This is a genomic window from Streptomyces sp. ISL-94, from assembly GCF_018614075.1.
In the GTDB taxonomy this organism is placed as follows: domain Bacteria; phylum Actinomycetota; class Actinomycetes; order Streptomycetales; family Streptomycetaceae; genus Streptomyces.
The window spans coordinates 1-25,019 of the sequence record NZ_JAGGOZ010000070.1 but is presented as its reverse complement, the minus strand read 5'-3'; the positions used below and the strand labels follow the sequence as shown (position 1 = coordinate 25,019).

Sequence of the window (25,019 nt, the reverse complement as noted above, 5' to 3'; positions counted from 1 at the left end):
CGGCCCGCCCCACAGCCCCGGGCCGCCCACCGCTCCGGCCCGCCGGGCGGCCCGGCCCGCCCACCGCTCCGGCCCGCCCGGCGGCCTGGCCCGCTCCACCGCCCCGGCCCGCCCGGCGGCCCGGCCCGCCCCACAGCCCCGGCCCGCCCCACAGCCCCGGGCCGCCCACCGCCCCGGCCCGCCCGGCGGCCTGGCCCGCTCCACCGCCCCGGCCCGCCCGGCGGCCCGGCCCGTCCACAGCCCCGGCCCCGGTCCCGACTCCGCCCCTGGCCGCGCGCCGGCCCGGCCGGTCGGCGGGCGGCCTTTGAGCGGCCCAGCCGCCGTAGGCGGGCCACTCGGGCGGGATTGGCACGCCCCCGCGGGCCCGCGGGCGCCTAGCGTGCCCCCATGGACCGCACGCTCGCCGCCGATCTCGCCCGGCTACCCGACCTCCTCGACGCCACCCGCCGCGCCGCCGCCGACGCCCTCGCGGGCCTGGAGGCACGTCCCGTCGTACCGCCCCCCGGGAAACCGCACGAACCCGAGCCCCTCCCGGAACACGGCACCGGCACCGAAGCCGCCCTCGCCGCCTTCCAGGAGCGCTGGGAGCCGCGCCTCTCCGCCTCCGCCGGCCCCCGCTACCTCGGGTTCGTCACCGGCGGGGCCACCCCCGCCGCCCTCGCGGGAGACTGGCTCACCGCGGCCCACGACCAGAACTCCAACTCCGCCTTCGACGGCGCCGGCCAGGACCTCGAACGCGAGACCGTCGGCTGGCTCCGCGCGCTCTTCCACCTCTCCGAAGCCCACTCCGGCACCTTCGTCTCCGGCGCCACGATGTCCAACACCACCGGCCTCGCCATCGCCCGCGAATGGCTCGGCGAACGCCTCGGCGTCTCCCCGGCCGAGGACGGCGTCGCCGCCCTGGGCCGCGTCCGTGTGCTCTCCGGCGCCCCGCACTCCTCCATCGCCAAGGCCCTCTCCGTCCTCGGCCTGGGCCGCGGCTCCCTCGTCCCCGTCCCGACCCTGCCCGGCCGCGAGGCCGTCGACCCGGCCGCCCTGGACCGCGCCCTCGCCGACACACCCGGCCCCGCCGTCGTCGTCGCCAACGCCGGCACCGTCAACACCGTCGACTTCGACGACCTCCCGGCCATCGCCGCCCTCCGCGACCGCCACGATTTCTGGCTGCACACCGACGCCGCCTTCGGCGCCTTCGCCGCCCTCTCCCCGGACCACGCCCACCTCGCCGACGGCATCGACGCCTCCGATTCCCTCTGCGTCGACCTCCACAAATGGCTGAACGTCCCCTACGACAGCGCCGTCCAGTTCACCCGCCGCCGTGACCTCCAAGCCCGCGTCTTCCAGAACGCCGCCGCCTACCTCGGCCCCCTCGGCGACCACCCCGACCTCGTCCACCTCACCCCCGAGAACTCCCACCGGCTGCGCGCCCTCGCCGCCTGGTTCACACTCCGGGCGTACGGCCGCCAGGGCCACCGCGAGATCGTCGAGCGCGACATCGCCTGCGCCCGCGCGCTCGGCGAGCGGCTCTCCGGGGACCCGCGATTCCGCCTCCTCGCCCCCGTCCGCCTCAACGTGGTCTGCTTCACCCTCGCCGAGGACCCCGCCCCCGCCCGTCTGGCAGCCCTCCGGGAGGCCGTCGGCGCCGAGGTCTTCGTCACCCCGACCGTCTACGCGGGAACCCCGGCCCTGCGCGCCGCGTTCTCCAACTGGCGCACCACGCAGGCGGATGTACGCCGGGCCGCGGAGGCCCTCGGCGCAGCAGCAAGGGAGATCGCATGACGAGCCGTCCCCTGACCCTCATCGAGGTCGAGGCCTTGGCGCGCACCGCGCACGAGGGCCAGACGGACAAGGCCGGCCGACCCTACGCCGAGCACCTGGCGGCCGTGGCCGAAGGCGTCCGCGCGCGCGGCGGCAGCCCGGAACAGCAGGCGGCGGCCTGGCTCCACGACGCCATCGAGGACGAGGCCCTCAGCCTGACCTGGCTGGATTCCGCCGCCCTCCCGCAGACCGTCAAGGACATGGTCCTCGCGGTCACCAAACGCCCCGGCGAACCGGTCGAGCAGTACACGGCCCGCATCCTCGCCACTCCCGGCGCCCTGCTCGTCAAGGAAGCCGACCTGGCGCACAACGCGGACCCCGTACGCCTCTCCGTACTGGACGGCCCCACGCGCGACAGACTGTCCGCAAAGTACGCGTATGTCCGCTCCCTGCTCGGCCTCACCACCCCGTGAGTCCGCCCCTGATGCCCGAAATATGCCCTGCGCGCGTGTGGTTGGCGGAAACGGATCGATGGTGATTCGTCACGGAGCGGATAGCCGGGGCCGGTTGGTGGGAGGATGGTCCATGTGGGGGTGTGCGCGGCCGCGCGCCCCGGGCCGACCAGGGGACGACTGAAGGTGTGATCAGTAGTGGCCATTTCGCTGTCAGTGGTGGTTCTGTTGGCGGTCATCCTGGTGGTGCTGATCCGCGGCAACCACATCAAGGCGGGCCCTGCCATCGTCGCGGCCCTCTTCGGATTCTTCCTGGCGTCCAGCTCCATCGCGGACGACGTGAACCGATTCCTCAACTCCCTCGCGACGATGATCGCGAACATCAAGCTCTAGAGGTGCGCGGCCGGGATGCGCGGCGCCCTGCCCACAGGCCCCGGGAACGACTGAGGGCCAGGTGGAGGAAAGCTCCTCTGACCTGGCCCTTCGTCGTTCAGAGCGGGCGACGGGAATCGAACCCGCGTAGCTAGTTTGGAAGACTAGGGCTCTACCATTGAGCTACGCCCGCAACGTGCGCGCCGCATGTCCGGGAACCGCGGCGACGGACAGCATCCTAGCGGGTCGCGCCGGGGGAGCGCACACCGCTTTCGTGTCGCCGGCGCGGATCTGCCGGGGAAGCCCGTCGGGAAACTCGGAAACCCCGCGCGTCGGAGGGTCTCCGGGCATGTACCCTACGTGTCGCACCGACGGGGTGTGGCGCAGCTTGGTAGCGCGTCCGCTTTGGGAGCGGAAGGTCGTCGGTTCGAATCCGGCCACCCCGACCACCACCACCAGCAGTGTCCCCTTTCACGCTCCATCGAGGGTCCCCACAAGATCGCGTTGTGGGCTGATTGCCGCTTGCGGTTACTATGCAAGCTGCGTGCCCGTGTGTCTGATGTACCGGGCCGAAGTCCGCTGAACCGCTGAATCGCAGCGTGACGGCAGAACCCCCAAGTCAGCCACAAGGAGACCGAACCGTGAAGAGCGCCGTGGAGACCCTGAACCCGACTCGGGTTCGGCTCACTGTTGAGGTGCCCTTCGAGGAGCTCAAGGACAGCCTCGACGCGGCCTACAAGAAGATCAACCAGCAGGTCACGGTGAAGGGCTTCCGCAAGGGCAAGATCCCGGCCCGCGTCATCGACCAGCGCTTCGGCCGCGGTGCGGTGCTGGAGGAGGCCGTCAACGACGCCCTCCCGAAGTTCTACACCGAGGCGGTCAACGAGGCCGACCTGAACCCGCTGGGCCAGCCCGAGGTCGACGTCACGGAGCTGAAGGACGGCGAGGTGCTGGCCTTCACCGCCGAGGTCGACGTGCGCCCCGAGATCGAGATCCCGGACTACTCCGGCATCGAGGTCGAGGTCGACGCCATCGAGGTCTCCGACGAGGACGTCGAGAAGTCGGTCGAGCAGCTGCGCGGCCGCTTCGCGTCCACCAAGGACGTCGAGCGCGCCGCCCAGGACGGCGACGTCGTCACCATCGACCTCGAGGCCAAGGTCGACGGCGAGGTGCTGGAGGACGGCGTCGCTTCCGACGTGTCCTACACCATCGGCTCGGGCGAGCTCCTCGAGGGCATCGACGAGGCCGTCAAGGGCCTGGAGGCCGGTGGCGAGGCCACCTTCACCTCCCAGCTGAAGGGCGGCTCCGCCGATGGCCAGGACGCCGAGGTCACCGTCAAGGTCACCAAGGTCTCCGCCCGTGAGCTTCCCGAGCTGGACGACGAGTTCGCGCAGATGGCGAGCGAGTTCGACACCCTCGAAGAGCTCAAGGCCGACAGCCGCAAGCGCCTCGAGAACATGAAGCAGTACGACCAGGCCACGCAGGCCCAGGAGCGCGTCCTGGAGAAGCTGCTGGAGCTCGTCGAGGTCCCGATCCCCGAGAAGCTGCTCGAGGACGAGGTCCAGACCCGCAAGCACAACCTCGAGCACCACCAGCTCGGCCAGATGGGTCTGACCATCGAGAAGTACCTGGAGTTCCAGGGCAAGACGGTCGAGGAGTTCGACGCCGAGACCTCCGAGCAGGCCGTCAAGGGCATCAAGACCCAGTTCGTCCTCGACGCGCTGGTCAACAAGGAGAAGCTGGGCGTCAACCAGGAGGAGCTCACCGAGCACCTCATGCGCCGCGCCGCCTCCTCCGGCATGTCCCCCGACCAGTTCGCCCAGGCGGTCGTCGAGGGCGGCCAGGTTCCGATGCTGGTCGGCGAGGTCGCCCGCGGCAAGGCCCTCGCGGTCGTCGTCGAGGCCGCCAAGGTCACCGACACCAACGGCAACGTCGTCGACCTCTCGGACGAGGACGAGGACGAGGAGCAGGCCGGCGAGGCGGTCGAGGCCGCCGCCGAGGGTGACGACGAGGCCAAGGGCGACGAGGCCGAGTAACACCCCGGGCGCAGCCCGCTGAGCAGTACCCGAGCAGTGCCCCGGAGGGCCCGGACGCAGTCGCGTCCGGGCCCTCCGGCACAGGGTCCGGAAGGCCCCCGGACCTTGCGCTCCCAGCGAACAGTTCGGGAACCGGGATGGCGTTGTCCGACCTGCGCGTTAGGGTCCATGAATACGAGGGCTCTGCACTACCCGGACGCCGGCGGACATGTCCGCACCGGCCCGGTGCGCCCCAGAACGAGACGCTGAGACGGCACATGGCCGTCGGAGACGAGCAGGTGGATACGTGACGAATCTGATGCCTTACGCCGCGGGTGAGCCGTCCATCGGTGGCGGCCTCGGCGACCATGTCTACAACCGGCTGCTCGGCGAGCGCATCATCTTCCTCGGCCAGCCGGTCGACGACGACATCGCGAACAAGATCACGGCGCAGCTCCTGCTCCTGGCCGCCGAGCCGGACAAGGACATCTACCTGTACATCAACAGCCCCGGTGGCTCCGTGACGGCGGGCATGGCGGTCTACGACACCATGCAGTACATCAAGAACGACGTCGTCACCATCGGCATGGGCATGGCGGCCTCCATGGGCCAGTTCCTGCTCACCGGTGGCAGCGCGGGCAAGCGCTTCGCGCTCCCGAACACCGACATCCTGATGCACCAGGGTTCCGCCGGCATCGGTGGCACCGCCTCGGACATCAAGATCCAGGCCCAGTACCTGCTGCGTACGAAGCAGCGCATGGCTGAGATCACCGCGCACCACTCCGGCCAGACGGTGGAGGCGATCATCCGCGACGGCGACCGCGACCGCTGGTTCACGGCGGAGGAGGCCAAGGACTACGGCCTCATCGACGAGATCATCTCCGCTGCGTCCCTGGTCCCGGGCGGCGGCGGCACCGGGGCCTGATCCCGGCCCCGGCGCGCGGGACCCCGTACGAGGTCCCGTACGCCAGCCCGTACCAGGCAAGCCTCAGCCCGCAGAACGCCACCAGGATGGTGAACACCCAGATGTACATGAACAACCTTTCTCCCACGAGCGGCCTCTACACCGGCCCCCAGGTGGACAACCGCTACGTCATCCCGCGCTTCGTCGAGCGCACCTCGCAGGGCGTGCGCGAGTACGACCCGTACGCGAAGCTCTTCGAGGAGCGCGTGATCTTCCTCGGCGTGCAGATCGACGACGCCTCCGCCAACGACGTCATGGCGCAGCTGCTGTGCCTGGAGTCCATGGACCCGGACCGCGACATCTCGATCTACATCAACAGCCCCGGCGGCTCCTTCACCGCGCTGACGGCGATCTACGACACGATGCAGTTCGTGAAGCCGGACATCCAGACGGTCTGCATGGGCCAGGCGGCCTCCGCCGCCGCGGTCCTGCTCGCCGCCGGCACCCCGGGCAAGCGCATGGCGCTGCCGAACGCCCGCGTGCTGATCCACCAGCCCTCCGGCGGCACCGGCCGAGAGCAGCTCTCCGACCTGGAGATCGCGGCCAACGAAATCCTGCGCATGCGCGACCAGCTGGAGACCATGCTGGCCAAGCACTCGACCACGCCGATCGAGAAGATCCGCGACGACATCGAGCGCGACAAGATCCTCACTGCCGAGGACGCTCTCGCGTACGGGCTGATCGACCAGATCATCTCCACCCGCAAGAGCAGCAACACCTGATCCTTGCCGCCAGTTGGCGTGCACACGCTGCCGGATTCGGCGGTGTGAACCACGTCAAGGGGGCCCCGCACGGGGCCCCCGGCAAGGTACCGTCGGATATGAGGCACCAGGAGCGCTGAACCAGGCGTCTCCCAGGCGAAGGGGAAGCACCTCGTGGCACGCATCGGTGACGGCGGCGACCTGCTCAAGTGCTCGTTCTGCGGAAAGAGCCAGAAGCAGGTGAAGAAGCTCATCGCAGGACCCGGTGTGTACATCTGCGACGAGTGCATCGACCTCTGCAACGAGATCATCGAAGAGGAACTCGCGGAGACCTCCGAGGTCCGGTGGGAGGAACTCCCCAAGCCCCGCGAGATCTACGAGTTCCTGGAGAGCTACGTCGTCGGCCAGGAGCCGGCGAAGAAGGCGCTCTCGGTAGCGGTGTACAACCACTACAAGCGGGTCCAGGCCGGCGAGAACGGCGGCGCGCAGGGCCGCGAGGACGCGATCGAGCTCGCGAAGTCCAACATCCTGCTGCTGGGCCCCACGGGCTCCGGCAAGACCCTCCTCGCGCAGACACTCGCGCGCATGCTGAACGTCCCGTTCGCCATCGCCGACGCGACGGCGCTGACGGAGGCGGGGTACGTCGGCGAGGACGTCGAGAACATCCTGCTCAAGCTGATCCAGGCCGCCGACTACGACGTGAAGAAGGCCGAGACCGGGATCATCTACATCGACGAGATCGACAAGGTGGCCCGCAAGAGCGAGAACCCGTCGATCACGCGCGACGTGAGCGGCGAGGGCGTTCAGCAGGCCCTCCTGAAGATCCTGGAAGGCACGACCGCCTCGGTCCCGCCGCAGGGCGGCCGCAAGCACCCGCACCAGGAGTTCATCCAGATCGACACGACGAACGTGCTCTTCATCGTGGGCGGCGCCTTCGCCGGCCTGGAGAAGATCATCGAGTCGCGTGCGGGCGCCAAGGGCATCGGCTTCGGGGCGACGATCCGCTCGAAGCGGGAGATCGAGGCGAGCGACCAGTTCCACGAGGTCATGCCGGAGGACCTGGTGAAGTTCGGGATGATCCCCGAGTTCATCGGCCGCCTCCCCGTCCTGACCTCCGTGCACAACCTGGACCGCGAGGCTCTGCTCCAGATCCTCATCGAGCCGCGTAACGCCCTGGTGAAGCAGTACCAGCGGCTGTTCGAACTCGACGGCGTGGAACTGGACTTCGAGCGCGAGGCGCTGGAAGCCATCGCGGACCAGGCGATCCTGCGCCAGACGGGCGCGCGCGGCCTGCGCGCCATCATGGAAGAGGTCCTGATGTCGGTGATGTACGAGGTCCCGTCCCGCAAGGACGTGGCCCGCGTGGTCATCACCTCGGACGTCGTCCGCTCCAACGTCAACCCGACGCTGGTCCCCCGGATCGTCCCGAAGGACCAGGGCCCGCAGGAGAAGTCGGCGTAGCCGCAGGCACCATGCAGAAGGGGCGCCCCCGTCGGGGGCGCCCCTTCTGCATGTGTTCCGCCGCGCTCGCTTCTTCTGCTCGCGCTACTTCTTCGACTTCTTCTACTTCTTCACACGGGCGGTGTTGTAGAGCTTGCCGGCGAAGTCCGCGGTCTGCTCCAGCGTGTAGCCCTTGCTGCCGCCGAGGATGGCGGAGACGTCCAGGGCCGTGACCATGCTCATGGTGCTGTAGTCACCCCAGATGCAGATCGGCATCGTGAACTCCTTGGGGCCCTTGGACTTGGTGTCCTTCGAGACGAACTTGGCCTCCTGGCACTTCAGCACAGCGCCCTTGAAGCCGGCAGGGGTGATCGTCTTGGGGCTGCCGATGAGCTCGGCCGTCCCGTCCTTGTCGTCCTTGCCGGCCTTCATCTTGGCCATCGCGAAGTACGCGTCCACGGCCTTCTCGGGGTCGGCGATCTCGCCGTAGACACCCTGGAAGTTGATCGCCTTGGCCGACAGCGGGTTGCTCGGGTCGCCGGACACGTAGTCCATGCCCACCTGGGTGGGGTTCTTGACGCCCGCCGCCTCGGCCTCCTTCTTGTCCTCGTCGGTGAACTCCTCCTGCGTGTACTTCGGGTCCTTCGTGAAGGCGTCCACCGTCTGCGGGGCGACCAGCTTGTAACCCTTGGTGTCCGCGGAGACCACGCCGCCGGCGCCGCCGCCCTTCAGGAAGTACCAGCCGCCGCCCGCGATCAGCGCGACCGCGACGACCACGGCGATGATCACACCGGCCTTGGACTTCTTCGGCTGCTGCGGGGGCATCCCGCCGTACGGAGGCTGCTGGTAGCCGTAGCCCGGCTGCTGGGGCTGCTGCGGGTACCCCTGCGGCGGCACGCCCGGCTGCTGCGGGTATCCGTACCCGGGCTGGGGCGCGGGCTGGCCGTAGGGGCCGGGAGGCGGCGGGGGCTGCTGCCCGTACGGTCCCGGCTGCTGCGGCTGCTGGCCGTACGGCCCCGGCTGGTTGTAGCTCATCTCTGCGTCCCCCTTTAGGAATCTCTTACGTTGCTCACATCCTGTCGGAAGCGCGGCGATGAAGGCGCGCCGGGGTCCCAGGCGTTACGGAACTACGACGCGGGGACCTCCACCGCCGCCCGCAACGGGCGGCCGCTGTGCGGTATGGATTCGTAACGGAGGTGGGGCCGCCCTTATCCTGTGGCTCGTGACCGAGAACACGCAGACACCCAGCAGCCCCAACTCCGAACTGCCGACCCAGTACGCGCCGGCCGAGGTAGAGGGGAAGCTCTACGAGCGCTGGGTAGAGCGTGGGTATTTCGAGGCCGACGCGAAGAGCGAGAAGCCTGCGTACACCATCGTCATCCCGCCGCCGAACGTCACGGGCTCGCTCCACCTGGGGCACGCCTTCGAACACACGCTGATCGACGCCCTCACCCGCCGCAAGCGCATGCAGGGCTTCGAGACCCTGTGGCAGCCCGGCATGGACCACGCCGGTATCGCCACCCAGAACGTCGTCGAGCGCGAGCTCGCCAAGGAGGGCAAGTCCCGCCACGACCTCGGCCGTGAGGCCTTCGTCGAGCGCGTCTGGCAGTGGAAGGGCGAGTCCGGCGGTCAGATCTCCGGTCAGATGCGCCGCCTCGGCGACGGCGTCGACTGGTCCCGTGAGCGCTTCACCATGGACGAGGGCCTGTCCGAGGCAGTCCAGACGATCTTCAAGAAGCTCTACGACGACGAGCTGATCTACCGCGCCGAGCGGATCATCAACTGGTGCCCGCGCTGCCTGACCGCGATCTCCGACATCGAGGTCGAGTACCAGGACGACGAGGGCGAGCTCGTCTCGATCCGCTACGGCGAGGGTGACGCCTCCATCGTCGTCGCCACCACCCGCGCCGAGACGATGCTCGGCGACACCGCCGTCGCCGTCCACCCGGAGGACGAGCGCTACAGGCACCTGGTCGGCACCGAGATCGAGCTGCCGCTCACCGGCCGCCGGATCCCGGTCGTCGCCGACGAGCACGTCGACCCCGAGTTCGGCACCGGCGCCGTCAAGGTGACCCCGGCGCACGACCCGAACGACTTCGAGATCGGCCAGCGCCACGGCCTGCCGAACCTCGCCGTCATGGACGAGCACGCCATCATCACGGCCCACGGCCCCTTCCAGGGCCTGGACCGGCTGGAGGCCCGCTCCGCCATCGTCGCCGCGCTGCGCGCCGAGGGCCGGATCGTCGCTGAGAAGCGCCCGTACACGCACTCCGTCGGTCACTGCTCGCGCTGCAAGACCACCATCGAGCCGCGCCTGTCCATGCAGTGGTGGGTCAAGGTCGGCCCGCTCGCCAAGGCCGCCGGTGACGCGGTCCGCGACGGCAAGGTCAAGATCCACCCGCAGGAGATGGAGAAGCGGTACTTCGACTGGGTCGACAACCTCCACGACTGGTGCATCTCGCGCCAGCTCTGGTGGGGCCACCGCATCCCGGTCTGGTACGGCCCGAACGGCGAGGTCGTCTGCGTCGGACCCGACGAGCAGCCGCCGACGGGTGAGGGCTGGACCCAGGACACCGACGTCCTGGACACCTGGTTCTCCTCCGGCCTGTGGCCGTTCTCCACGCTCGGCTGGCCGCAGCAGACCGAGAGCCTGGCGAAGTTCTACCCGAACTCCGTCCTGGTCACCGGCTACGACATCCTCTTCTTCTGGGTCGCCCGGATGATGATGTTCGGCCTGTACGCGATGGACGGCACCCCGCCGTTCCACACCATCGCCCTGCACGGCATGGTCCGCGACGAGCGCGGCAAGAAGATGTCGAAGTCCTTCGGAAACGCCGTCAACCCGCTGGACTGGATGGACAAGTACGGCTCCGATGCCGTCCGCTTCACCCTGGCGCGCGGCGCCAACCCGGGCGTCGACGTTCCGATCGGCGAGGACTGGGTCCAGGCGTCCCGCAACTTCGCCAACAAGATCTGGAACGCCACGCGCTTCGCGCTGATGAACGGCGCCACGATCGAGGGCGAGCTGCCGGCGCCCGAGCAGATGTCGGCGACCGACCGCTGGATCCTGTCGCGGCTCAACAAGACCGTGGCCGAGGTCGACGCGTTCTACGAGGACTACCAGTTCTCGAAGCTGTCGGAATCCCTCTACCACTTCGCGTGGGACGAGGTCTTCGACTGGTACGTCGAGCTGTCGAAGACGACGTTCTTCGCAGGGGGCGAGGGCGCCAAGGTCTCGGGCCGGATTCTCGGCGAGGTTCTGGACACCACGCTGCGCCTGCTGCACCCGGTGGTCCCGTTCGTCACCGAGACCCTGTGGACCACCCTGACTGGCCGCGAGTCGATCGTGATCGCCGAGTGGCCCACGGACAGCGGCTTCCGCGACGAGGCCGCCGAGGCCGAGATCGGGAACCTCCAGGCCGTCGTCACCGAGGTCCGCCGCTTCCGCGCCGACCAGGGGCTGCAGCCGGGCCAGAAGGTTCCTGCCCGCCTGGACCTCGGCGGGACCGCGCTGGCCGCGCACGAGGCCGCCATCCGCCAGCTGCTGCGCCTCCAGCCGGAGGGCGAGGGCTTCAGCGCCACCGCCACCCTGCCGGTGGCCGGCGCGACCGTCGCGCTCGACCTGTCGGGCACCATCGACGTGGCCGCCGAGCGCAAGCGCCTGACCAAGGACCTCGGCGCCGCCGAGAAGGAGAAGCAGCAGGCGGAGGCGAAGCTCGGCAACGAGGCGTTCATCGCCAAGGCCCCCGACAACGTCGTGGACAAGATCAAGGGCCGGCTCGCCAAGGCAGAGGCGGACATCGCCCGGATCCAGGCGCAGCTGGAAACACTGCCGCCGGCGTAGCCGCCAGTCAGCGAGTGAAGGCCCCCACACCGTCGGTCGATGTGGGGGTCTTCCCCGTATGCCTTCCCCGCGCGGGGGCCGCCGTCACACAGCCGAAGTGCCCTATGTCACTTTTCATGCGGTCTGGGCTGATCCGGTCGCCCTCACCACGGATGATGGAGGGCAACGGTCCGCCGGCCGCCGCCGTGCCGGCCGCCGGCTGTACGACGCTGCTGGTGCGGCGGCGCCTCGGCGGTGGGCATCGCCGCCTACCGGCACGACCTGGTGGCGGAGTCTGTGTCGCGGCTGGAAGCTGTCCTTTGGTGCCGGCCTGCGGCATTTGTTCCCCTGTCTCCTGCCCGCAAGGCCGCATAACGATCTGGTCGCCCCGCCCGCCGAAGGTCCCGAAACGCCCGGGGCGAAAGTCCGGCGGGTCCTCGTCCGTAGACTGGGCCTGTGAGTGAGCAGCAGCCCGAGAGCGACGACCGCTTCGACGAGTTCGACCAGATCGTGGCGGAAGAATCCGACCGCGACCCCGACCTGGCGGTGATCGAGGCCGGCAGCCGCACCCTGCGCGCCCAGGCCGGACCGCCGCAGGGCGACCCGGTACCCGCCCGGCCCACCGACCCGGAGGTGGCGAAGGCGCTGCTGGAGGTGGAGCAGGAGCTCGCCACCCGCTGGGGCGAGACCAAGCTGGAGCCGTCCGTGTCCCGGATCGCGGCGCTGATGGACCTGCTGGGCGAGCCGCAGCGCGCGTACCCGTCCATCCACGTCACCGGCACCAACGGCAAGACCAGTACGGCCCGCATGATCGAGGCCCTGCTGAACGCCTTCGAGCTGCGCACCGGCCGCTACACCAGCCCGCACGTGCAGTCGATCACCGAGCGGATCAGCCTCGACGGGGCGCCGATCGGCGCCGAGCGGTTCGTCGAGACGTACCACGACATCAAGCCGTACGTGGAGATGGTCGACGCCTCCCAGGAATACCGGCTGTCGTTCTTCGAGGTGCTCACCGCAATGGCGTACGCGGCCTTCGCGGACGCCCCGGTCGACGCGGCCGTGGTCGAGGTCGGCATGGGCGGCAGCTGGGACGCGACCAACGTCATCGACGCCTCGGTCGCGGTGATCACCCCGATCAGCCTGGACCACACGGACCGGCTCGGCTCCACGCCCGGCGAGATCGCCCTGGAGAAGGGCGGCATCATCAAGCAGGGCGCGACCGTCATCCTGGCGCAGCAGCCGGTGGACGCGGCCCAGGTACTCCTGAAGAAGGCCGTCGAGGCGGACGCGACGGTGGCCCGCGAGGGCATGGAATTCGGCGTGGTCGCGCGCGAGGTCGCGGTCGGCGGTCAGCAGCTGACGCTGCGCGGAGTGGGCGGGGAGTACGACGGCATCTTCCTGCCGCTGTACGGCGCGCACATGGCGCGCAACGCGGCGGTGGCGCTGGCGGCGGTCGAGGCCTTCTTCGGGATCGGCCAGGAGCGTGCGCGCGTCCTGGACGTGGAGACCGTACGCAGGGCCTTCGCCTCGGTGACCTCGCCGGGCCGTATGGAGGTCGTGCGGCGCAGCCCGACGGTGGTCCTGGACGCGGCGCACAACCCGGCGGGCGCGGCGGTCACCGCGGAGGCGGTCACCGAGTCCTTCGGCTTCAGCCGGCTGATCGGGGTCGTGGCCGCGAGCGAGGGCAAGGACGTCCGCGGGGTGCTGGAGGCCTTCGAGCCGATCTTCGCGGAGGTCGTGGTGACGGAGAACTCCAGCCACCGGGCGATGGGCGCCGACGAGCTGGCGGCCGTCGCGGTCGAGGTCTTCGGCGTGGACCGGGTGCAGGTGGAGCCGCGGCTGGACGACGCCCTGGAGGCGGCGATCACCCTGGCGGAGGAAGAGGCCGAGTACGGAGGGGCCGGGGTCCTGGTGACCGGGTCCGTGATCACGGTGGGCGAGGCCCGCCTGCTGCTGAAGAGGGGCTGAAGGATGCGCACGCTGTGTGCGAGCACGCTGATCGGCGAGTTCTTCGTGATCGGTTTCGCGGGCCTGGTGGCCATGAAGGACCCGGACCTGACCCAGGCGGAGGTCTGGACGGTGTGCGGGGTCACGATGCTGCTGTCGGTGCTGCTGTGCGGGATGCTCTCGCGCCCCGGGGCGGTCCAGCTGGGCTGGGCCCTGCAGATCGGCCTGATCGCGAGCGGGTTCGTCGTCCCGACGATGTTCTTCCTCGGCGCGGTCTTCGCCGCCCTGTGGTGGTGCTCGGTGCACTACGGCCGCAAGATCGACACGATCAAGGCCCGGTGGGCGGCCGCGCAGGAGGCGCAGGGCACACCCGCCGCGCCTGACGCTGCGTGACGGGTTCCCCTAACAGCCCTGTAGATTCGTCCCACCGCACCCGTATGCCGCAAGGAGCCGCACCATGACCCAGCGCACCCTCGTCCTGCTGAAGCCCGACGCCGTCCGGCGCGGCCTGGTGGGCGAGATCATCGGCCGCATCGAGCGGAAGGCCGGCTGGACCATCCCCGCGCTGGAGCTGCGCACGCTGGACCAGGAGACCCTGGAGACGCACTACGGCGAGCACAAGGGCAAGCCTTTCTACGAGCCCCTCATGGGCTTCATGGCCAGTGGCCCGGTCGTCGCCCTCGTGGTCGAAGGGGAACGTGTGATCGAGGGTGTCCGCCAGCTGGCCGGACCCACTGACCCGATCGCCGCGGCGCCCGGCTCCATCCGGGGTGACTTCGGCACCGTCACCCGGGAGAACCTGATCCACGCCTCGGATTCCGAGGAGTCCGCGGAGCGCGAGCTGAAGCTGTTCTTCCCCGCTCTCTGAGCACTCTTCGGGCACACTTCGGGCACACTTCCCTGACGCGACATCAGCCGAATAGCGCTCACGACCTGGGGCGACCGAAGTAATTTCGGTCGCCCCCTGGTATTTCCGGCCAGGAGCGGGAACGCCTGGGCAGAACACGTCGTCACCACTAGGGGGCGGGTATCCGTTCCGGCGGGATTGCCGGAGTCCCGTCGCGCGGTGCCGGTACTCGCGGCACTACGATGGGGCCTCCACCCACACACCCACCTCGCCGACCTGACAGCAGCCGCTATCAACTGGAAGGCCAGACGCTCCTCATGGGGAACAAGGGGAACAACATGTCGTTCATCGGCCGTGACATGGCGATCGACCTCGGGACCGCCAACACGCTGGTGTACGTGAGGGGCCGGGGGATCGTCCTGAACGAGCCGTCCGTGGTCGCCATCAACACGAACACCGGTGGCATTCTGGCGGTCGGCTCCGAGGCGAAGAAGATGATCGGGCGCACGCCCGGCAACATCGTCGCCGTACGGCCCCTCAAGGACGGCGTGATCGCCGACTTCGAGATCACCGAGCGGATGCTCCGGTACTTCATCCTCAAGATCCACAAGCGCCGCTACCTGGCCCGCCCGCGGGTGGTGGTCTGCGTACCCTCCGGCATCACCGGAGTGGAGCGCCGCGCCGTCATCGAGGCGTCCACGCAGGCCGGCGCCCGTCGGGTGCACATCATCGAAGAGCCCATGGCCGCCGCCATCGGCGCGGGCCTGCCCGTCCACGAGGCCACCGGCAACATGGTCGTGGACATCGGCGGCGGCACCACCGAGGTCGCCGTCATCTCCCTCGGCGGAATCGTCACGGCACAGTCCATCCGGGTGGCCGGCGACGAGCTCGACAACGCGATCATCCAGCACATCAAGAAGGAGTACTCGCTCCTCCTCGGTGAGCGGACCGCCGAGCAGATCAAGATCACCATCGGGTCGGCGTACGACCTCGACAAGGACGAGCACACCGAGATCCGCGGCCGGGACCTGGTCTCCGGCCTGCCCAAGACGGTCGTCATCTCGGCCGCCGAGGTGCGCAAGGCCATCGAGGAGCCCGTCAACGCCATCGTCGACGCGGTCAAGACCACGCTCGACAAGTGCCCGCCGGAGCTCTCCGGCGACATCATGGACCGCGGTATCGTCCTGACCGGCGGCGGCGCCCTGCTCCGCGGCTTGGACGAGCGGCTGCGGCGAGAGACGGGCATGCCGATCCACATCGCCGAGGACCCGCTCGACTCCGTGGCGCTCGGCTCCGGCAAGTGCGTCGAGGAGTTCGAGGCGCTCCAGCAGGTCCTCGACGCCCAGCCCCGGCGCTGACCGGCGGATATCCCTCCATCCGGAGGACAACACACAAGGATCCGCCGTACGGGTGCTACCGGGCCCGTGCGGCGGATCGTTGATATACAGGCAAAAGAGAATTCCGACGAGGAAGGCACGGCCGCCGCACGTGAGGGACACACGAGAAAGCCGGCTGCTCCTGGTGCTTCTGATCGCCATCGCGTTCGCGTTGATCACGGTGGACATCAGGGCGGGCGAGGAGTCGCCGGTCGACGGTGCCCGACAGGCCGCCGCAGCGGTCTTCGGGCCGGTCGAGAAGGGCGTGTCGACCGCGGTCGACCCGGTCGCCAACGCCATAGGGGCGGTAAGGGACTCCGGCGAGCGCCACAACCGCATCGCCACGCTGGAGCGCGAGAACGCGGCCCTGAAGGCCAAGCTGGGCAGCGACGCCCAGACCAAGAGCCGCATCCGCGAGCTCGACGAGATGCTCAAGCGGGCCGGCGCCGGGCAGTACGGCATCAAGGGCGCCGAGGTCATCGCCATAGGAGCGGCCCAGGGCTTCTCTTGGACCGTGACCATCGACGCCGGCAGCAAGGACGGCATCGAACGCGACATGACCGTCCTCAACGGGGACGGACTCGTCGGCCGGGTCTCCACGGTCGGCCCCGACACCGCCACCGTGGTCCTTGCCAACGACCCCGACTTCACCGTCGGCACCCGTCTGGAGAAGACCGGTGAACTCGGCTTCGCCACGGGACAGGGCGACCGCGCCCTGTCCGTCCAGATGCTCAACGGCAAGGCCAAGGTGAACCCGGGCGACCGGCTCGTCACCTTCGGCTCGCGCGGAAACAAGCCCTTCGTGCCGGGCGTACCGATCGGCGAGGTGGTCAAGGTCGACCCCTCGCGCGGCGACCTGACCCGCACCGTGTGGGTCCGCCCGTTCGTCGGCTTCTCCCGCCTGGACATCGTCGGCGTCGTGGTGATGCCGCCGCGCGAGGACCCGCGCGACGCCGTGCTGCCGCCCAAGCCCGAGGCCCCCAAGCCCATCCCGACGGTCACCGTCACGGTCACCCCGTCCGGGGCCGCCAGCGTGCCCGGCAAGCCGGCCGACGAGTAGGAGCAGACCGACCATGCGCTTCAACCGGATCCTGCTGTCGACCACGCTCGTCGTGGTCGCCCTCGTCGTCCAGGTCACCGTCCTGGGCCGGCTCCAACTGCCCGGCGCCGTCCCGGACCTGCTGCTGCTCACCGTCGTCGCCCTCGCACTCGTGTACGGGCCGGTCGGCGGCGTGCTCATCGGCTTCGCCGCCGGGCTGCTCGCCGACCTGGCCCCGCCCGCCGACCACGCCGCCGGGCGGTACGCGCTCGTCCTGTGCGTCATCGGCTACGTGGCCGGCCTGGTCCGCCCCGACAACGGGCGGTTCCGCTCCGCCTGGGGCCCGATGCTCACCGTGGTCGCCACCGCGATCGGCTCCACCCTGCTCTACGCGAGCGTGGGCGCCCTCGTCGGCGACACCGCCGCCCGCCATGTGGGCCTGACCGGGCTGCTGTTCACCGCGACCCTCTACGACCTGCTGCTCGCGCCCTTCACCGTGCCGTTCATCATGGCCCTGGCCCGGCGCGCCGAGAACGACCCGATGGCCGTCGAGGCCGGGGGCGGCCCCGCCAAGAAGGCCGCCGACGTCTCCTCCGGCTGGCTGGCCGGCGGCACCGGCCTGCGCATCGGCAGCCAGCGCGGCGGCCTGCGCCTGAGGACCGCGCGCTCCCGCGCGAACCGGGCCGGCCGCATAAAGGGCGTCAAGACCGTGAAGGGCGTGAAGAGCGTCAAGAAACTCTGAAGGAGGAGCGGACGTGACCAACATTCCCGAAACCGGCCGCACCTCCCGGGTGCAGATCCGGCTCGTCATGATCCAGGTACTCGTCCTCTCGATGCTGGTCACCCTCGGCGGTCGCCTCTGGTACCTCCAGATCCGCAACGGGGAGGAGTACTACCACGAGGCGAAGAGCAACCACGTCCAGCGGGTCGTCCAGCCCGCCGTGCGCGGCTCCATCCTCGACGCCCGAGGGGTTCCGCTCGCCGACAACGAGACCCGCCTGGTCGTCTCCGCCAGCCGCACCGAGCTGATGCGGATGAAGGACCGGGGCAAGGCCGTGATGACCCGCCTCGCCGGCGTCCTGGACATGAGCCCCAAGGACGTCATGGACAAGGTCCGGCTCTGCGACTCCGAGACCCCCAAGCCCTGCTGGAACGGCTCCCCGTACCAGCCGATTCCGGTCACCCTCGAAGCCACCACGCAGCAGGCGCTGCAACTGCGCGAACGCCCCGAGGACTTCCCCGGCATCACCGCGGAGCCCACCGCCGTCCGCCGCTACCCGGCACCCGGCGGGGCCCGTACCGCACAGGTCCTCGGCTACCTCTCACCGGTCACCGACGAGGAGATCCAGAAGGCCAAGGACACCGACTCCCCGCACCTGCGTTCGGATCAGGTCGGCCGCTCCGGCATCGAACGCACGTATGACAAGCAGTTGCGCGGCAAGGCGGAGGTCACCTCGTACGAGGTCGACAACCTCGGCCGGGTCATGGGCCAGACCAAATCCGACCCGGGCGTGCCCGGGTCCACCCTGGTCACCAGCATCGACGCCCGGGTCCAGGCCGTCGCCGAGTACGAGCTCCAGCAGGCGATGAAGACGGTCCGCCAGGAGACCGACAACATCACCGGCCGCAAGTACGAGGCCGACTCGGGTGCCGTCGTCGTCATGGAGGCCAAGACCGGCCGCGTCGTCGCGATGGCCTCCCAGCCCGACTACGACCCCAATGCCTGGGTCGGCGGCATCTCCGGCAAGGACTACGCCGCGCTCACCAGCAAGAACTCCAACTACCCGCTGCTCAACCGGGCCATCCAGGGCCAGGCCCCCGCGGGCTCCATCTTCAAGGTGGTGTCGGCGAGCGCGGCCGTGCGGGCCGGCTACGACTTCGACGGCAAGTACAACTGCAGCGCTTCCTACAACATGGGCGGCCGGAGCTTCGCGAACTTCGAGTCCAAGGGGCACGGCCCCATCACCCTGGCCGAAGCCCTCAAGTTCTCCTGCAACACCGTCTTCTACGCCCTCGGGCACAAGGAGTGGCAGCGCGACGGCGGCCTCAGCCCCAAGAAGGACGCCCACGACTGGTTCTACCGCACCGCCCGGGAGTTCGGACTCGGCGCCGAGACCGGCATCGACCTGCCGAACGAGGTCACCGGCCGCATCCCCGACCGCAAGTGGAAGCAGAGCTTCTGGGCAGCCAACAAGGACTCCTGGTGCAAGCAGGGCAAGAAGGGCGGCACCTACGTCGAGCAGATCGCCTATGAGAGCTGCCTCGAAGGCAACCAGCTGAAGGCCTACGACAGCATCAACTTCGCCATCGGGCAGGGCGACGTCCTCGTCACCCCCATCCAGATGGCCACCGCCTACTCCGCGATCAGCAACGGGGGCACCCTCTACGACCCCACGGTCGGCAAGGCCGTGATCAGTCCCGACGGGAAGCGCGTCGGGATGATCAAGCCCAGGGCGCACGGCAGGCTGCCGATCGACGCCCAGACCATCAGCAACCTCGACAGGGGCCTGCGCATGGTCGTCGAGCCCGGCGGGACCGCCGCCTGGCGGTTCGGCGGCTGGCCGATGGACAAGATTCCGATGCATGCCAAGACCGGCACCGCCCAGGTCTACGACAAGCAGACCACGTCCTGGCTGGCGACCTACACCAAGGACTTCACGATCGTCATGACGATCTCCCAGGGCGGCACCGGCTCCGGAGCCGCGGGCCCCGCCGTCCGCAACCTCTACAACGCCATCTACGGTCTGAGCATGGACGGGAAGCAGGACCTGAAGAAGGCCCTGCTGCCGGCACCGGAGGCGAAACTGCCCAAGATCTACCCCGACGGCTCCATCGACTCCCCCGAGATCCGGCCGTACGTACCGCCGTCCCCGGAGGAGCTGGAACCGCCCGTGCTCGCCGGGCCGCCCGCCCCGCCCCCCGCGCGCCAGGACTGAGGACCGAGGACCGAACGACATGCAGACCGCCAACAAGTTCTCCGTCTCCCGGTACGCGCCCGAGCGCGGGGCGATGGCCAAGCTCACCGCCCGCGACTCCGTCGTGCGCCGGCTCGACTGGCCGATACTCCTCTCCGCGCTCGCCCTGTCCTTCCTCGGCTCCCTGCTGGTGTGGTCGGCGACCCGCAACAGGACCTCGCTGAACCAGGGGGACCCGTACTACTTCCTCGAGCGGCACGCCCTGAACACCGGCATCGGCCTCGTGCTGATGATCGGCACCGTCTGGCTCGGCCACCGCACCCTGCGCGGCGCGGTGCCCGTCCTCTACGGGATCTCGCTCGTACTGATCCTCGCCGTGCTCACCCCGCTCGGCGCCACCATCAACGGCGCCCACGCGTGGATCGTGATCGGCGGCGGATTCTCCCTCCAGCCCTCCGAGTTCGTGAAGATCACGATCATCCTGGTCATGGCGATGCTGCTGGCCACCCGGGTGGACGCGGGCGACCTCACGCATCCCGACCACCGCACGGTCGTCAAGGCGCTGTGCCTGGCGGCCGCCCCGATGGGCATCGTCATGCTGATGCCCGACCTGGGCTCCGTCATGGTCATGGTCGTCATCGTCCTCGGCGTGCTGCTGGCCTCCGGCGCCTCCAACCGCTGGGTCCTCGGCCTGATCGGCTCGGGCGCCGCCGGGGCCATCCTGGTCTGGCAGCTCGGCGTCCTCGACGAGTACCAGATCAACCGCTTCGCCGCCTTCGCCAACCCCGAACTCGACCCGGCGGGCGTCGGATACAACACCAACCAGGCGCGCATCGCGATCGGCTCCGGCGGCCTGACCGGCTCCGGGCTCTTCAAGGGCTCGCAGACCACCGGGCAGTTCGTGCCCGAGCAGCAGACCGACTTCGTCTTCACGGTGGCGGGGGAGGAGCTGGGCTTCGTCGGAGCCGGGCTGATCCTGGCGCTGCTGGGCATCATCCTGTGGCGGGCCTGCATGATCGCCCGCGAGACCACCGAGCTCTACGGGACCACCGTGTGCGCCGGGATCATCGCCTGGTTCGCCTTCCAGTCCTTCGAGAACATCGGGATGACCCTCGGGATCATGCCAGTGGCCGGGCTTCCGCTGCCCTTCGTCTCGTACGGGGGCTCGTCGATGTTCGCCGTGTGGGTGGCCATCGGGCTGTTGCAGTCGATCAAGGTGCAACGCCCCTTGTCGGCCTGATCCGGTGTTCAACCTGCCGACGTGATCCGTTCCGGACTACCTTCGATTCATGGCGGACACGAAACGCGAGATCGAGCGGAAATTCGAGTTCACACAGGGCGGCGAGAAGCAGTCCGAGGCCGCCCGGCGCGAGGTGCCGGACCTGACGGGGACGGCCGCGATCGCGGCCGTCTCCGACCGGGGAACCGTCGACCTCGACGCCGTCTACTACGACACCCCGGACCAGCGGCTCGCGGCCGACGGCCTCACCCTGCGGCGCAGAACCGGCGGCGCGGACGCGGGCTGGCACCTGAAACTCCCCGTCTCCCCGGGCGTGCGCGACGAGATCGGGGCCCCGCTCAGCGACACCCTCCCGCCCTCGCTCGCCGCCCTCGTCCGCTCCCGCGTCCGGGACACCGGCCTCGAACCCCAGGTCAGGCTCCTCTCCTCGCGCAAGGTCAGCCACCTGCTGGACGCCGGCAGGGAGCTGCTCGCCGAGCTGTCCACCGACACCGTCCTGGCCGAGCGCGCCGGGACCACCGCCGCCTGGACCGAGGTCGAGGTCGAGCTCGCCGACGGGACCGACCCGGCCCTCCTCGACGCCGTCGAGAAGACCTTCCGCAAAGCCGGGCTGCGGGTCTGCGACGCCCCGTCGAAGCTCGCCCGCGCCCTCGCCGAGACCGGCGCCGCGCCCCCGGCCCGGCCCGCGCCCGGTCCGGGGGACGGCACGGCGGGCGCGCACGTCCTCGCGTACCTGCGCGAGCAGCGCGACACCCTCGTCGCCCTCGACCCCGCGGTCCGCCGCGACCTTCCCGACTCCGTCCACAAGATGCGGGTCGCCGTCCGGCGCACGCGCAGCGCCCTCAAGACGTACCGGAAGGTCCTCGACCGCGCCGCCACCGACCCCCTCGGCCAGGAACTGAAATGGCTCGGCGCCGAACTCGGCGTCGACCGCGACCAGGAGGTCCTGCTGGAGCGGATCCGCACCCGCCTCGGGGAACTGCCCTCCACCCTGGTCCTCGGCCCCGTACCCGGCCGGCTGCGCACCTGGAACGCCGACCGCCGCACCGGATCCCGGCGCCGCGCGCTGGCCGCCCTCGACAGCGCCCGGCACGTCGCCCTCCTCGACTCCCTCGACGCCCTGCTCGCGGACCCGCCGCTGCTGAAGCCCGCCTCCCGTCCCGCGGAGAGCGTCCTGCCCAAGGCCGTCGTCCGCGACCACGAGCGCCTCGCCGGCCGCGTCGGACACGCACTGGAACTCCCCCCGGGGCACGAGCGCGACCTGGCCCTGCACGAGGCCCGCAAGGCGGCCAAGCGGGCCCGCTACGCCGCCGAAGCAGCCGTACCCGCCCTCGGCAAACCGGCGAAACGCCAGGCCAAGGCGGTGAAGGCGGTGCAGCGCCTGCTCGGCGACCACCAGGACAGCGTGGTCGCCCGCGACGCCCTGCTCGATCTCGCCGCCCAGGCGGCGGACGCCGGCGAATCGGCCTTCACCTGGGGCGTCCTGTACGCCCGCGAGGAGGCCCTGGCCGAACGGCTCGAGAGTGAACTCCCGGCCGTCTGGGCCGGGGCTTCGGCCCCGGGGCTGCGTGCCGCCCTCGGCTGATCATGCGGGCGGGGGCGGCTGAGCCGCGGGGTACGCTTGAGAGTCGCCCCCTGCCCGCTTCACGAAAGTCGCGTGATGTCCGAGTCGGTCTTCCCACAGCTCGAGGCCCTGCTTCCGCACGTCCAGAAGCCGATCCAGTACGTCGGTGGTGAGCTGAACTCCACCGTCAAGGACTGGGACGCGTGCGACGTCCGCTGGGCGCTCATGTACCCGGACGCGTACGAGGTCGGGCTGCCCAACCAGGGCGTCATGATCCTTTACGAGGTGCTGAACGAGCGCGAGGGCGTGCTGGCGGAGCGCACGTACTCGGTGTGGCCGGACCTGGAAGCGCTCATGCGCGAGCACAAGGTCCCGCAGTTCACCGTGGACAGCCACCGCCCCGTGTCGGCCTTCGACGTGTTCGGCCTGTCCTTCTCCACGGAGCTGGGCTACACGAACATGCTCACAGCCCTGGACCTCGCGGGCATCCCGCTGGAGTCCAAGGACCGCACGGTCGACCACCCGATCGTCCTGGCGGGCGGCCACGCGGCCTTCAACCCGGAGCCGGTCGCAAACTTCATCGACGCGGCGGTCATCGGCGACGGCGAGCAGGCCGTCCTCGACATGACCGAGATCATCCGCGCCTGGAAGGCGGAGGGCCGCCCCGGCGGGCGCGAGGAGGTCCTCCTGCGCCTCGCCAAGACCGGCAACATCTACATCCCCGCCTTCTACGACGTCGAGTACCTGCCGGACGGCCGCATCGGCCGCGTCGTCCCGAACCGCTCCGGCGTGCCGTGGCGCGTGTCCAAGCACACGGTCATGGACCTCGACGAGTGGCCGTACCCCAAGCAGCCCCTGGTCCCGCTCGCCGAGACCGTCCACGAGCGCATGTCCGTGGAGATCTTCCGCGGCTGCACCCGCGGCTGCCGTTTCTGCCAGGCCGGCATGATCACGCGCCCCGTGCGGGAGCGAAGCATCACCGGCATCGGCGAGATGGTCGAGCGCGGCCTCAAGGCGACCGGCTTCGAGGAGGTCGGCCTCCTCTCCCTGTCCTCCGCGGACCACACCGAGATCGCCGACATCGCCAAAGGCCTCGCCGACCGGTACACGGACGACAAGGTGGGCCTGTCCCTGCCGTCGACCCGGGTGGACGCCTTCAACGTGGACCTGGCCAACGAGCTGACCCGCAACGGGCGCCGCTCCGGTCTGACCTTCGCCCCCGAGGGCGGCTCCGAGCGCATGCGCAAGGTCATCAACAAGATGGTCTCGGAAGAGGACCTGATCCGCACCGTCGCCACCGCGTACGGCAACGGCTGGCGCCAGGTGAAGCTGTACTTCATGTGCGGCCTGCCGACCGAGACCGACGAGGACGTCCTCCAGATCGGCGACATGGCGGTCAACGTCATCGCCAAGGGCCGTGAGGTCTCCGGCCAGAACGACATCCGCTGCACGGTGTCGATCGGCGGTTTCGTGCCGAAGCCGCACACCCCGTTCCAGTGGGCGCCGCAGCTGTCCGCCGAGGAGACGGACGCCCGCCTGGGCAAGCTCCGCGACAAGATCCGCGGCGACAAGAAGTACGGCCGCTCCATCGGCTTCCGCTACCACGACGGCAAGCCGGGCATCGTCGAGGGCCTCCTCTCACGCGGCGACCGCCGCATCGGCGACGTCATCCGCGCCGTGTACGAGTCGGGCGGCCGCTTCGACGGCTGGCGCGAGCACTTCAGCTACGACCGCTGGATGGAGGCGGCGGAGAAGACGCTGCCCGCCTACGGCGTGGACGTGGCCTGGTACACGACGCGCGAGCGCACCTACGAGGAGGTCCTGCCCTGGGACCACCTGGACTCCGGCCTCGACAAGGAATGGCTCTGGGAGGACTGGCAGGACGCCCTCGACGAGACCGAGGTCGAGGACTGCCGCTGGACCCCGTGCTTCGACTGCGGCGTCTGCCCCCAGATGCAGACCGAGATCCAGATCGGCCCGACCGGCAAGAAACTGCTGCCGCTGTCGGTCGTGAAGTGACGTCGGGCTGAGCCCGCACCGGATGTGCCCCCCACCGTGGACGGTGGGGGGCATATCCATTGGATCTCAGGTCGTGCGGATGAGGCTGGGGTCGTTCGGATTCGTCGTGACGTGCTCCTGGGTCGTGAACTCGCCGCCGCCGGGGGGACCGCACGGGGCGGCGACGCACTGCCACGTGCCAGGGTTCGTCGTGACGTGCTCCTGGGTCGTGAACTCGCCGCCGCCGGGGGGACCGCACGGGGCGGTGACGCACTGCCACGTGCCGCTGTCCGGGGGGATCACCCTGTCAGGGGAGCCGCCCTTGCCGGGATGCTTGTTGCCCCGCTTTCCGTCGCCCCCCTTGCCGGGACGGTCCACAACGTTGGCCTTGCTGCCGGCGTCGCCGTCCGCCGTGACGGTGTGCGGTGTCGCCGGGGTGGCGGCGAAGGCGGTCGTGGGCACCAGTACGCCTCCCGCGGCCATGGCGGTCGAGGCGGCGAACAGAACGAAACGACGGGTCCGAAAGGGGTGGGTCATGGGCGGTTCCCTAACGGCGTGGTGTACGAGAGCG

20 protein-coding genes and 2 tRNA genes are annotated in these 25,019 nt (G+C 69.9%); 19 read left to right on the top strand and 3 right to left on the bottom strand.

What is annotated here, in order from left to right; all coding sequences use genetic code 11:
- Window positions 1-387: 387 nt before the first annotated feature.
- The 3 genes from J7E94_RS22060 (at window position 388) to J7E94_RS22050 (ending at window position 2,600) form a co-directional block, all read left to right on the top strand.
- Window positions 388-1,776 carry a pyridoxal-dependent decarboxylase gene (locus J7E94_RS22060; RefSeq protein WP_215018088.1) on the top strand — a complete coding sequence of 463 codons (1,389 nt, stop codon included), beginning with the start codon at window positions 388-390 and terminating at the stop codon, window positions 1,774-1,776.
- Entirely contained in the window at window positions 1,773-2,228 is a 456-nt protein-coding gene (locus J7E94_RS22055) for an HD domain-containing protein (RefSeq protein WP_215018086.1), read from the top strand. The genes J7E94_RS22060 and J7E94_RS22055 overlap by 4 nt, the downstream gene beginning before the upstream one ends.
- Before the next feature lie 177 nt (window positions 2,229-2,405).
- Window positions 2,406-2,600 carry a hypothetical protein gene (locus J7E94_RS22050; protein WP_150519620.1) on the top strand — a complete coding sequence of 65 codons (195 nt, stop codon included), beginning with the start codon at window positions 2,406-2,408 and terminating at the stop codon, window positions 2,598-2,600.
- A 101-nt stretch (window positions 2,601-2,701) separates the two neighbouring features.
- On the opposite strand, the gene J7E94_RS22045 is transcribed toward J7E94_RS22050, so the two are convergent.
- Window positions 2,702-2,772: transfer RNA gene (locus J7E94_RS22045), tRNA-Gly, on the bottom strand.
- Window positions 2,773-2,951: 179 nt separating this feature from the next.
- Between J7E94_RS22045 and J7E94_RS22040 the strand changes: the two genes are divergently transcribed.
- From J7E94_RS22040 to clpX, 5 genes are all read left to right on the top strand, one after another.
- Window positions 2,952-3,028 (top strand) — tRNA-Pro (locus J7E94_RS22040).
- Between the two features lie 192 nt (window positions 3,029-3,220).
- Window positions 3,221-4,615 (top strand): trigger factor, encoded by a 1,395-nt coding sequence (gene tig, locus J7E94_RS22035; RefSeq protein ID WP_215018084.1) that lies wholly within the window; start codon window positions 3,221-3,223, stop codon window positions 4,613-4,615.
- Window positions 4,616-4,901: 286 nt separating this feature from the next.
- Entirely contained in the window at window positions 4,902-5,519 is a 618-nt protein-coding gene (locus J7E94_RS22030) for an ATP-dependent Clp protease proteolytic subunit (RefSeq protein ID WP_308345420.1), read from the top strand.
- 86 nt (window positions 5,520-5,605) lie between these two features.
- Window positions 5,606-6,280, top strand: coding sequence for an ATP-dependent Clp protease proteolytic subunit (locus J7E94_RS22025; protein WP_285440808.1), 675 nt, complete (start codon window positions 5,606-5,608; stop codon window positions 6,278-6,280).
- A 153-nt stretch (window positions 6,281-6,433) separates the two neighbouring features.
- Entirely contained in the window at window positions 6,434-7,720 is a 1,287-nt protein-coding gene (gene clpX / locus J7E94_RS22020; RefSeq protein ID WP_215018080.1) for an ATP-dependent Clp protease ATP-binding subunit ClpX, read from the top strand.
- Window positions 7,721-7,822: 102 nt separating this feature from the next.
- On the opposite strand, the gene J7E94_RS22015 is transcribed toward clpX, so the two are convergent.
- The gene (locus J7E94_RS22015) at window positions 7,823-8,734 is read right to left on the bottom strand and encodes a hypothetical protein (RefSeq protein WP_215018079.1); all 912 of its coding nucleotides are present in this window, start codon (window positions 8,732-8,734) and stop codon (window positions 7,823-7,825) included.
- A 187-nt stretch (window positions 8,735-8,921) separates the two neighbouring features.
- On the opposite strand from J7E94_RS22015, the gene J7E94_RS22010 reads away from it, so the two are divergent.
- The 11 genes from J7E94_RS22010 to J7E94_RS21960 all read left to right on the top strand — a co-directional run bounded on the left by J7E94_RS22010 (window position 8,922) and on the right by J7E94_RS21960 (window position 24,469).
- The gene (locus J7E94_RS22010) at window positions 8,922-11,543 is read left to right on the top strand and encodes a valine--tRNA ligase (protein WP_215018077.1); all 2,622 of its coding nucleotides are present in this window, start codon (window positions 8,922-8,924) and stop codon (window positions 11,541-11,543) included.
- A gap of 435 nt (window positions 11,544-11,978) precedes the next feature.
- Window positions 11,979-13,490 (top strand): folylpolyglutamate synthase/dihydrofolate synthase family protein, encoded by a 1,512-nt coding sequence (locus J7E94_RS22005; RefSeq protein WP_215018075.1) that lies wholly within the window; start codon window positions 11,979-11,981, stop codon window positions 13,488-13,490.
- 3 nt (window positions 13,491-13,493) lie between these two features.
- The gene (locus J7E94_RS22000) at window positions 13,494-13,862 is read left to right on the top strand and encodes a DUF4233 domain-containing protein (RefSeq protein ID WP_215018073.1); all 369 of its coding nucleotides are present in this window, start codon (window positions 13,494-13,496) and stop codon (window positions 13,860-13,862) included.
- A 64-nt stretch (window positions 13,863-13,926) separates the two neighbouring features.
- Entirely contained in the window at window positions 13,927-14,337 is a 411-nt protein-coding gene (ndk, locus tag J7E94_RS21995; protein ID WP_030710854.1) for a nucleoside-diphosphate kinase, read from the top strand.
- Window positions 14,338-14,654: 317 nt separating this feature from the next.
- Window positions 14,655-15,674 (top strand): rod shape-determining protein, encoded by a 1,020-nt coding sequence (locus J7E94_RS21990; protein ID WP_215018090.1) that lies wholly within the window; start codon window positions 14,655-14,657, stop codon window positions 15,672-15,674.
- A 130-nt stretch (window positions 15,675-15,804) separates the two neighbouring features.
- Complete coding sequence (mreC, locus tag J7E94_RS21985; RefSeq protein WP_215018071.1) at window positions 15,805-16,752, top strand: rod shape-determining protein MreC; 948 nt, start codon at window positions 15,805-15,807, stop codon at window positions 16,750-16,752.
- 13 nt (window positions 16,753-16,765) lie between these two features.
- Entirely contained in the window at window positions 16,766-17,473 is a 708-nt protein-coding gene (mreD, locus tag J7E94_RS21980; RefSeq protein ID WP_215018069.1) for a rod shape-determining protein MreD, read from the top strand.
- 13 nt (window positions 17,474-17,486) lie between these two features.
- Window positions 17,487-19,667 carry a penicillin-binding protein 2 gene (gene mrdA, locus J7E94_RS21975; protein WP_215018066.1) on the top strand — a complete coding sequence of 727 codons (2,181 nt, stop codon included), beginning with the start codon at window positions 17,487-17,489 and terminating at the stop codon, window positions 19,665-19,667.
- Between the two features lie 19 nt (window positions 19,668-19,686).
- A complete protein-coding gene (rodA, locus tag J7E94_RS21970; RefSeq protein ID WP_215018064.1) occupies window positions 19,687-20,886 on the top strand; it encodes a rod shape-determining protein RodA in 1,200 nt (399 codons plus the stop codon).
- A 49-nt stretch (window positions 20,887-20,935) separates the two neighbouring features.
- Window positions 20,936-22,471, top strand: a complete 1,536-nt coding sequence (locus J7E94_RS21965) for a CYTH and CHAD domain-containing protein (protein WP_215018062.1) — start codon at window positions 20,936-20,938, stop codon at window positions 22,469-22,471.
- A 72-nt stretch (window positions 22,472-22,543) separates the two neighbouring features.
- Window positions 22,544-24,469, top strand: a complete 1,926-nt coding sequence (locus tag J7E94_RS21960; RefSeq protein ID WP_215018060.1) for a TIGR03960 family B12-binding radical SAM protein — start codon at window positions 22,544-22,546, stop codon at window positions 24,467-24,469.
- Window positions 24,470-24,535: 66 nt separating this feature from the next.
- Here the strand turns inward: J7E94_RS21960 and J7E94_RS21955 are convergent, their stop codons facing one another.
- Window positions 24,536-24,985 (bottom strand): hypothetical protein, encoded by a 450-nt coding sequence (locus tag J7E94_RS21955; protein WP_215018059.1) that lies wholly within the window; start codon window positions 24,983-24,985, stop codon window positions 24,536-24,538.
- Window positions 24,986-25,019 lie beyond the last annotated feature (34 nt).

Coding starts and splice junctions, on each gene's coding strand:
- J7E94_RS21965 (WP_215018062.1), top strand. CDS start 20,936: ATGGCGGACACGAAACGCGAGATCGAGCGGAAATTCGAGTTCACACAG.
- mreD (WP_215018069.1), top strand. CDS start 16,766: ATGCGCTTCAACCGGATCCTGCTGTCGACCACGCTCGTCGTGGTCGCC.
- J7E94_RS22025 (WP_285440808.1), top strand. CDS start 5,606: ATGGTGAACACCCAGATGTACATGAACAACCTTTCTCCCACGAGCGGC.
- J7E94_RS22015 (WP_215018079.1), bottom strand. CDS start 8,734: ATGAGCTACAACCAGCCGGGGCCGTACGGCCAGCAGCCGCAGCAGCCG.
- J7E94_RS22055 (WP_215018086.1), top strand. CDS start 1,773: ATGACGAGCCGTCCCCTGACCCTCATCGAGGTCGAGGCCTTGGCGCGC.
- J7E94_RS22000 (WP_215018073.1), top strand. CDS start 13,494: ATGCGCACGCTGTGTGCGAGCACGCTGATCGGCGAGTTCTTCGTGATC.
- ndk (WP_030710854.1), top strand. CDS start 13,927: ATGACCCAGCGCACCCTCGTCCTGCTGAAGCCCGACGCCGTCCGGCGC.
- J7E94_RS21955 (WP_215018059.1), bottom strand. CDS start 24,985: ATGACCCACCCCTTTCGGACCCGTCGTTTCGTTCTGTTCGCCGCCTCG.
- J7E94_RS22060 (WP_215018088.1), top strand. CDS start 388: ATGGACCGCACGCTCGCCGCCGATCTCGCCCGGCTACCCGACCTCCTC.
- J7E94_RS21990 (WP_215018090.1), top strand. CDS start 14,655: ATGTCGTTCATCGGCCGTGACATGGCGATCGACCTCGGGACCGCCAAC.
- rodA (WP_215018064.1), top strand. CDS start 19,687: ATGCAGACCGCCAACAAGTTCTCCGTCTCCCGGTACGCGCCCGAGCGC.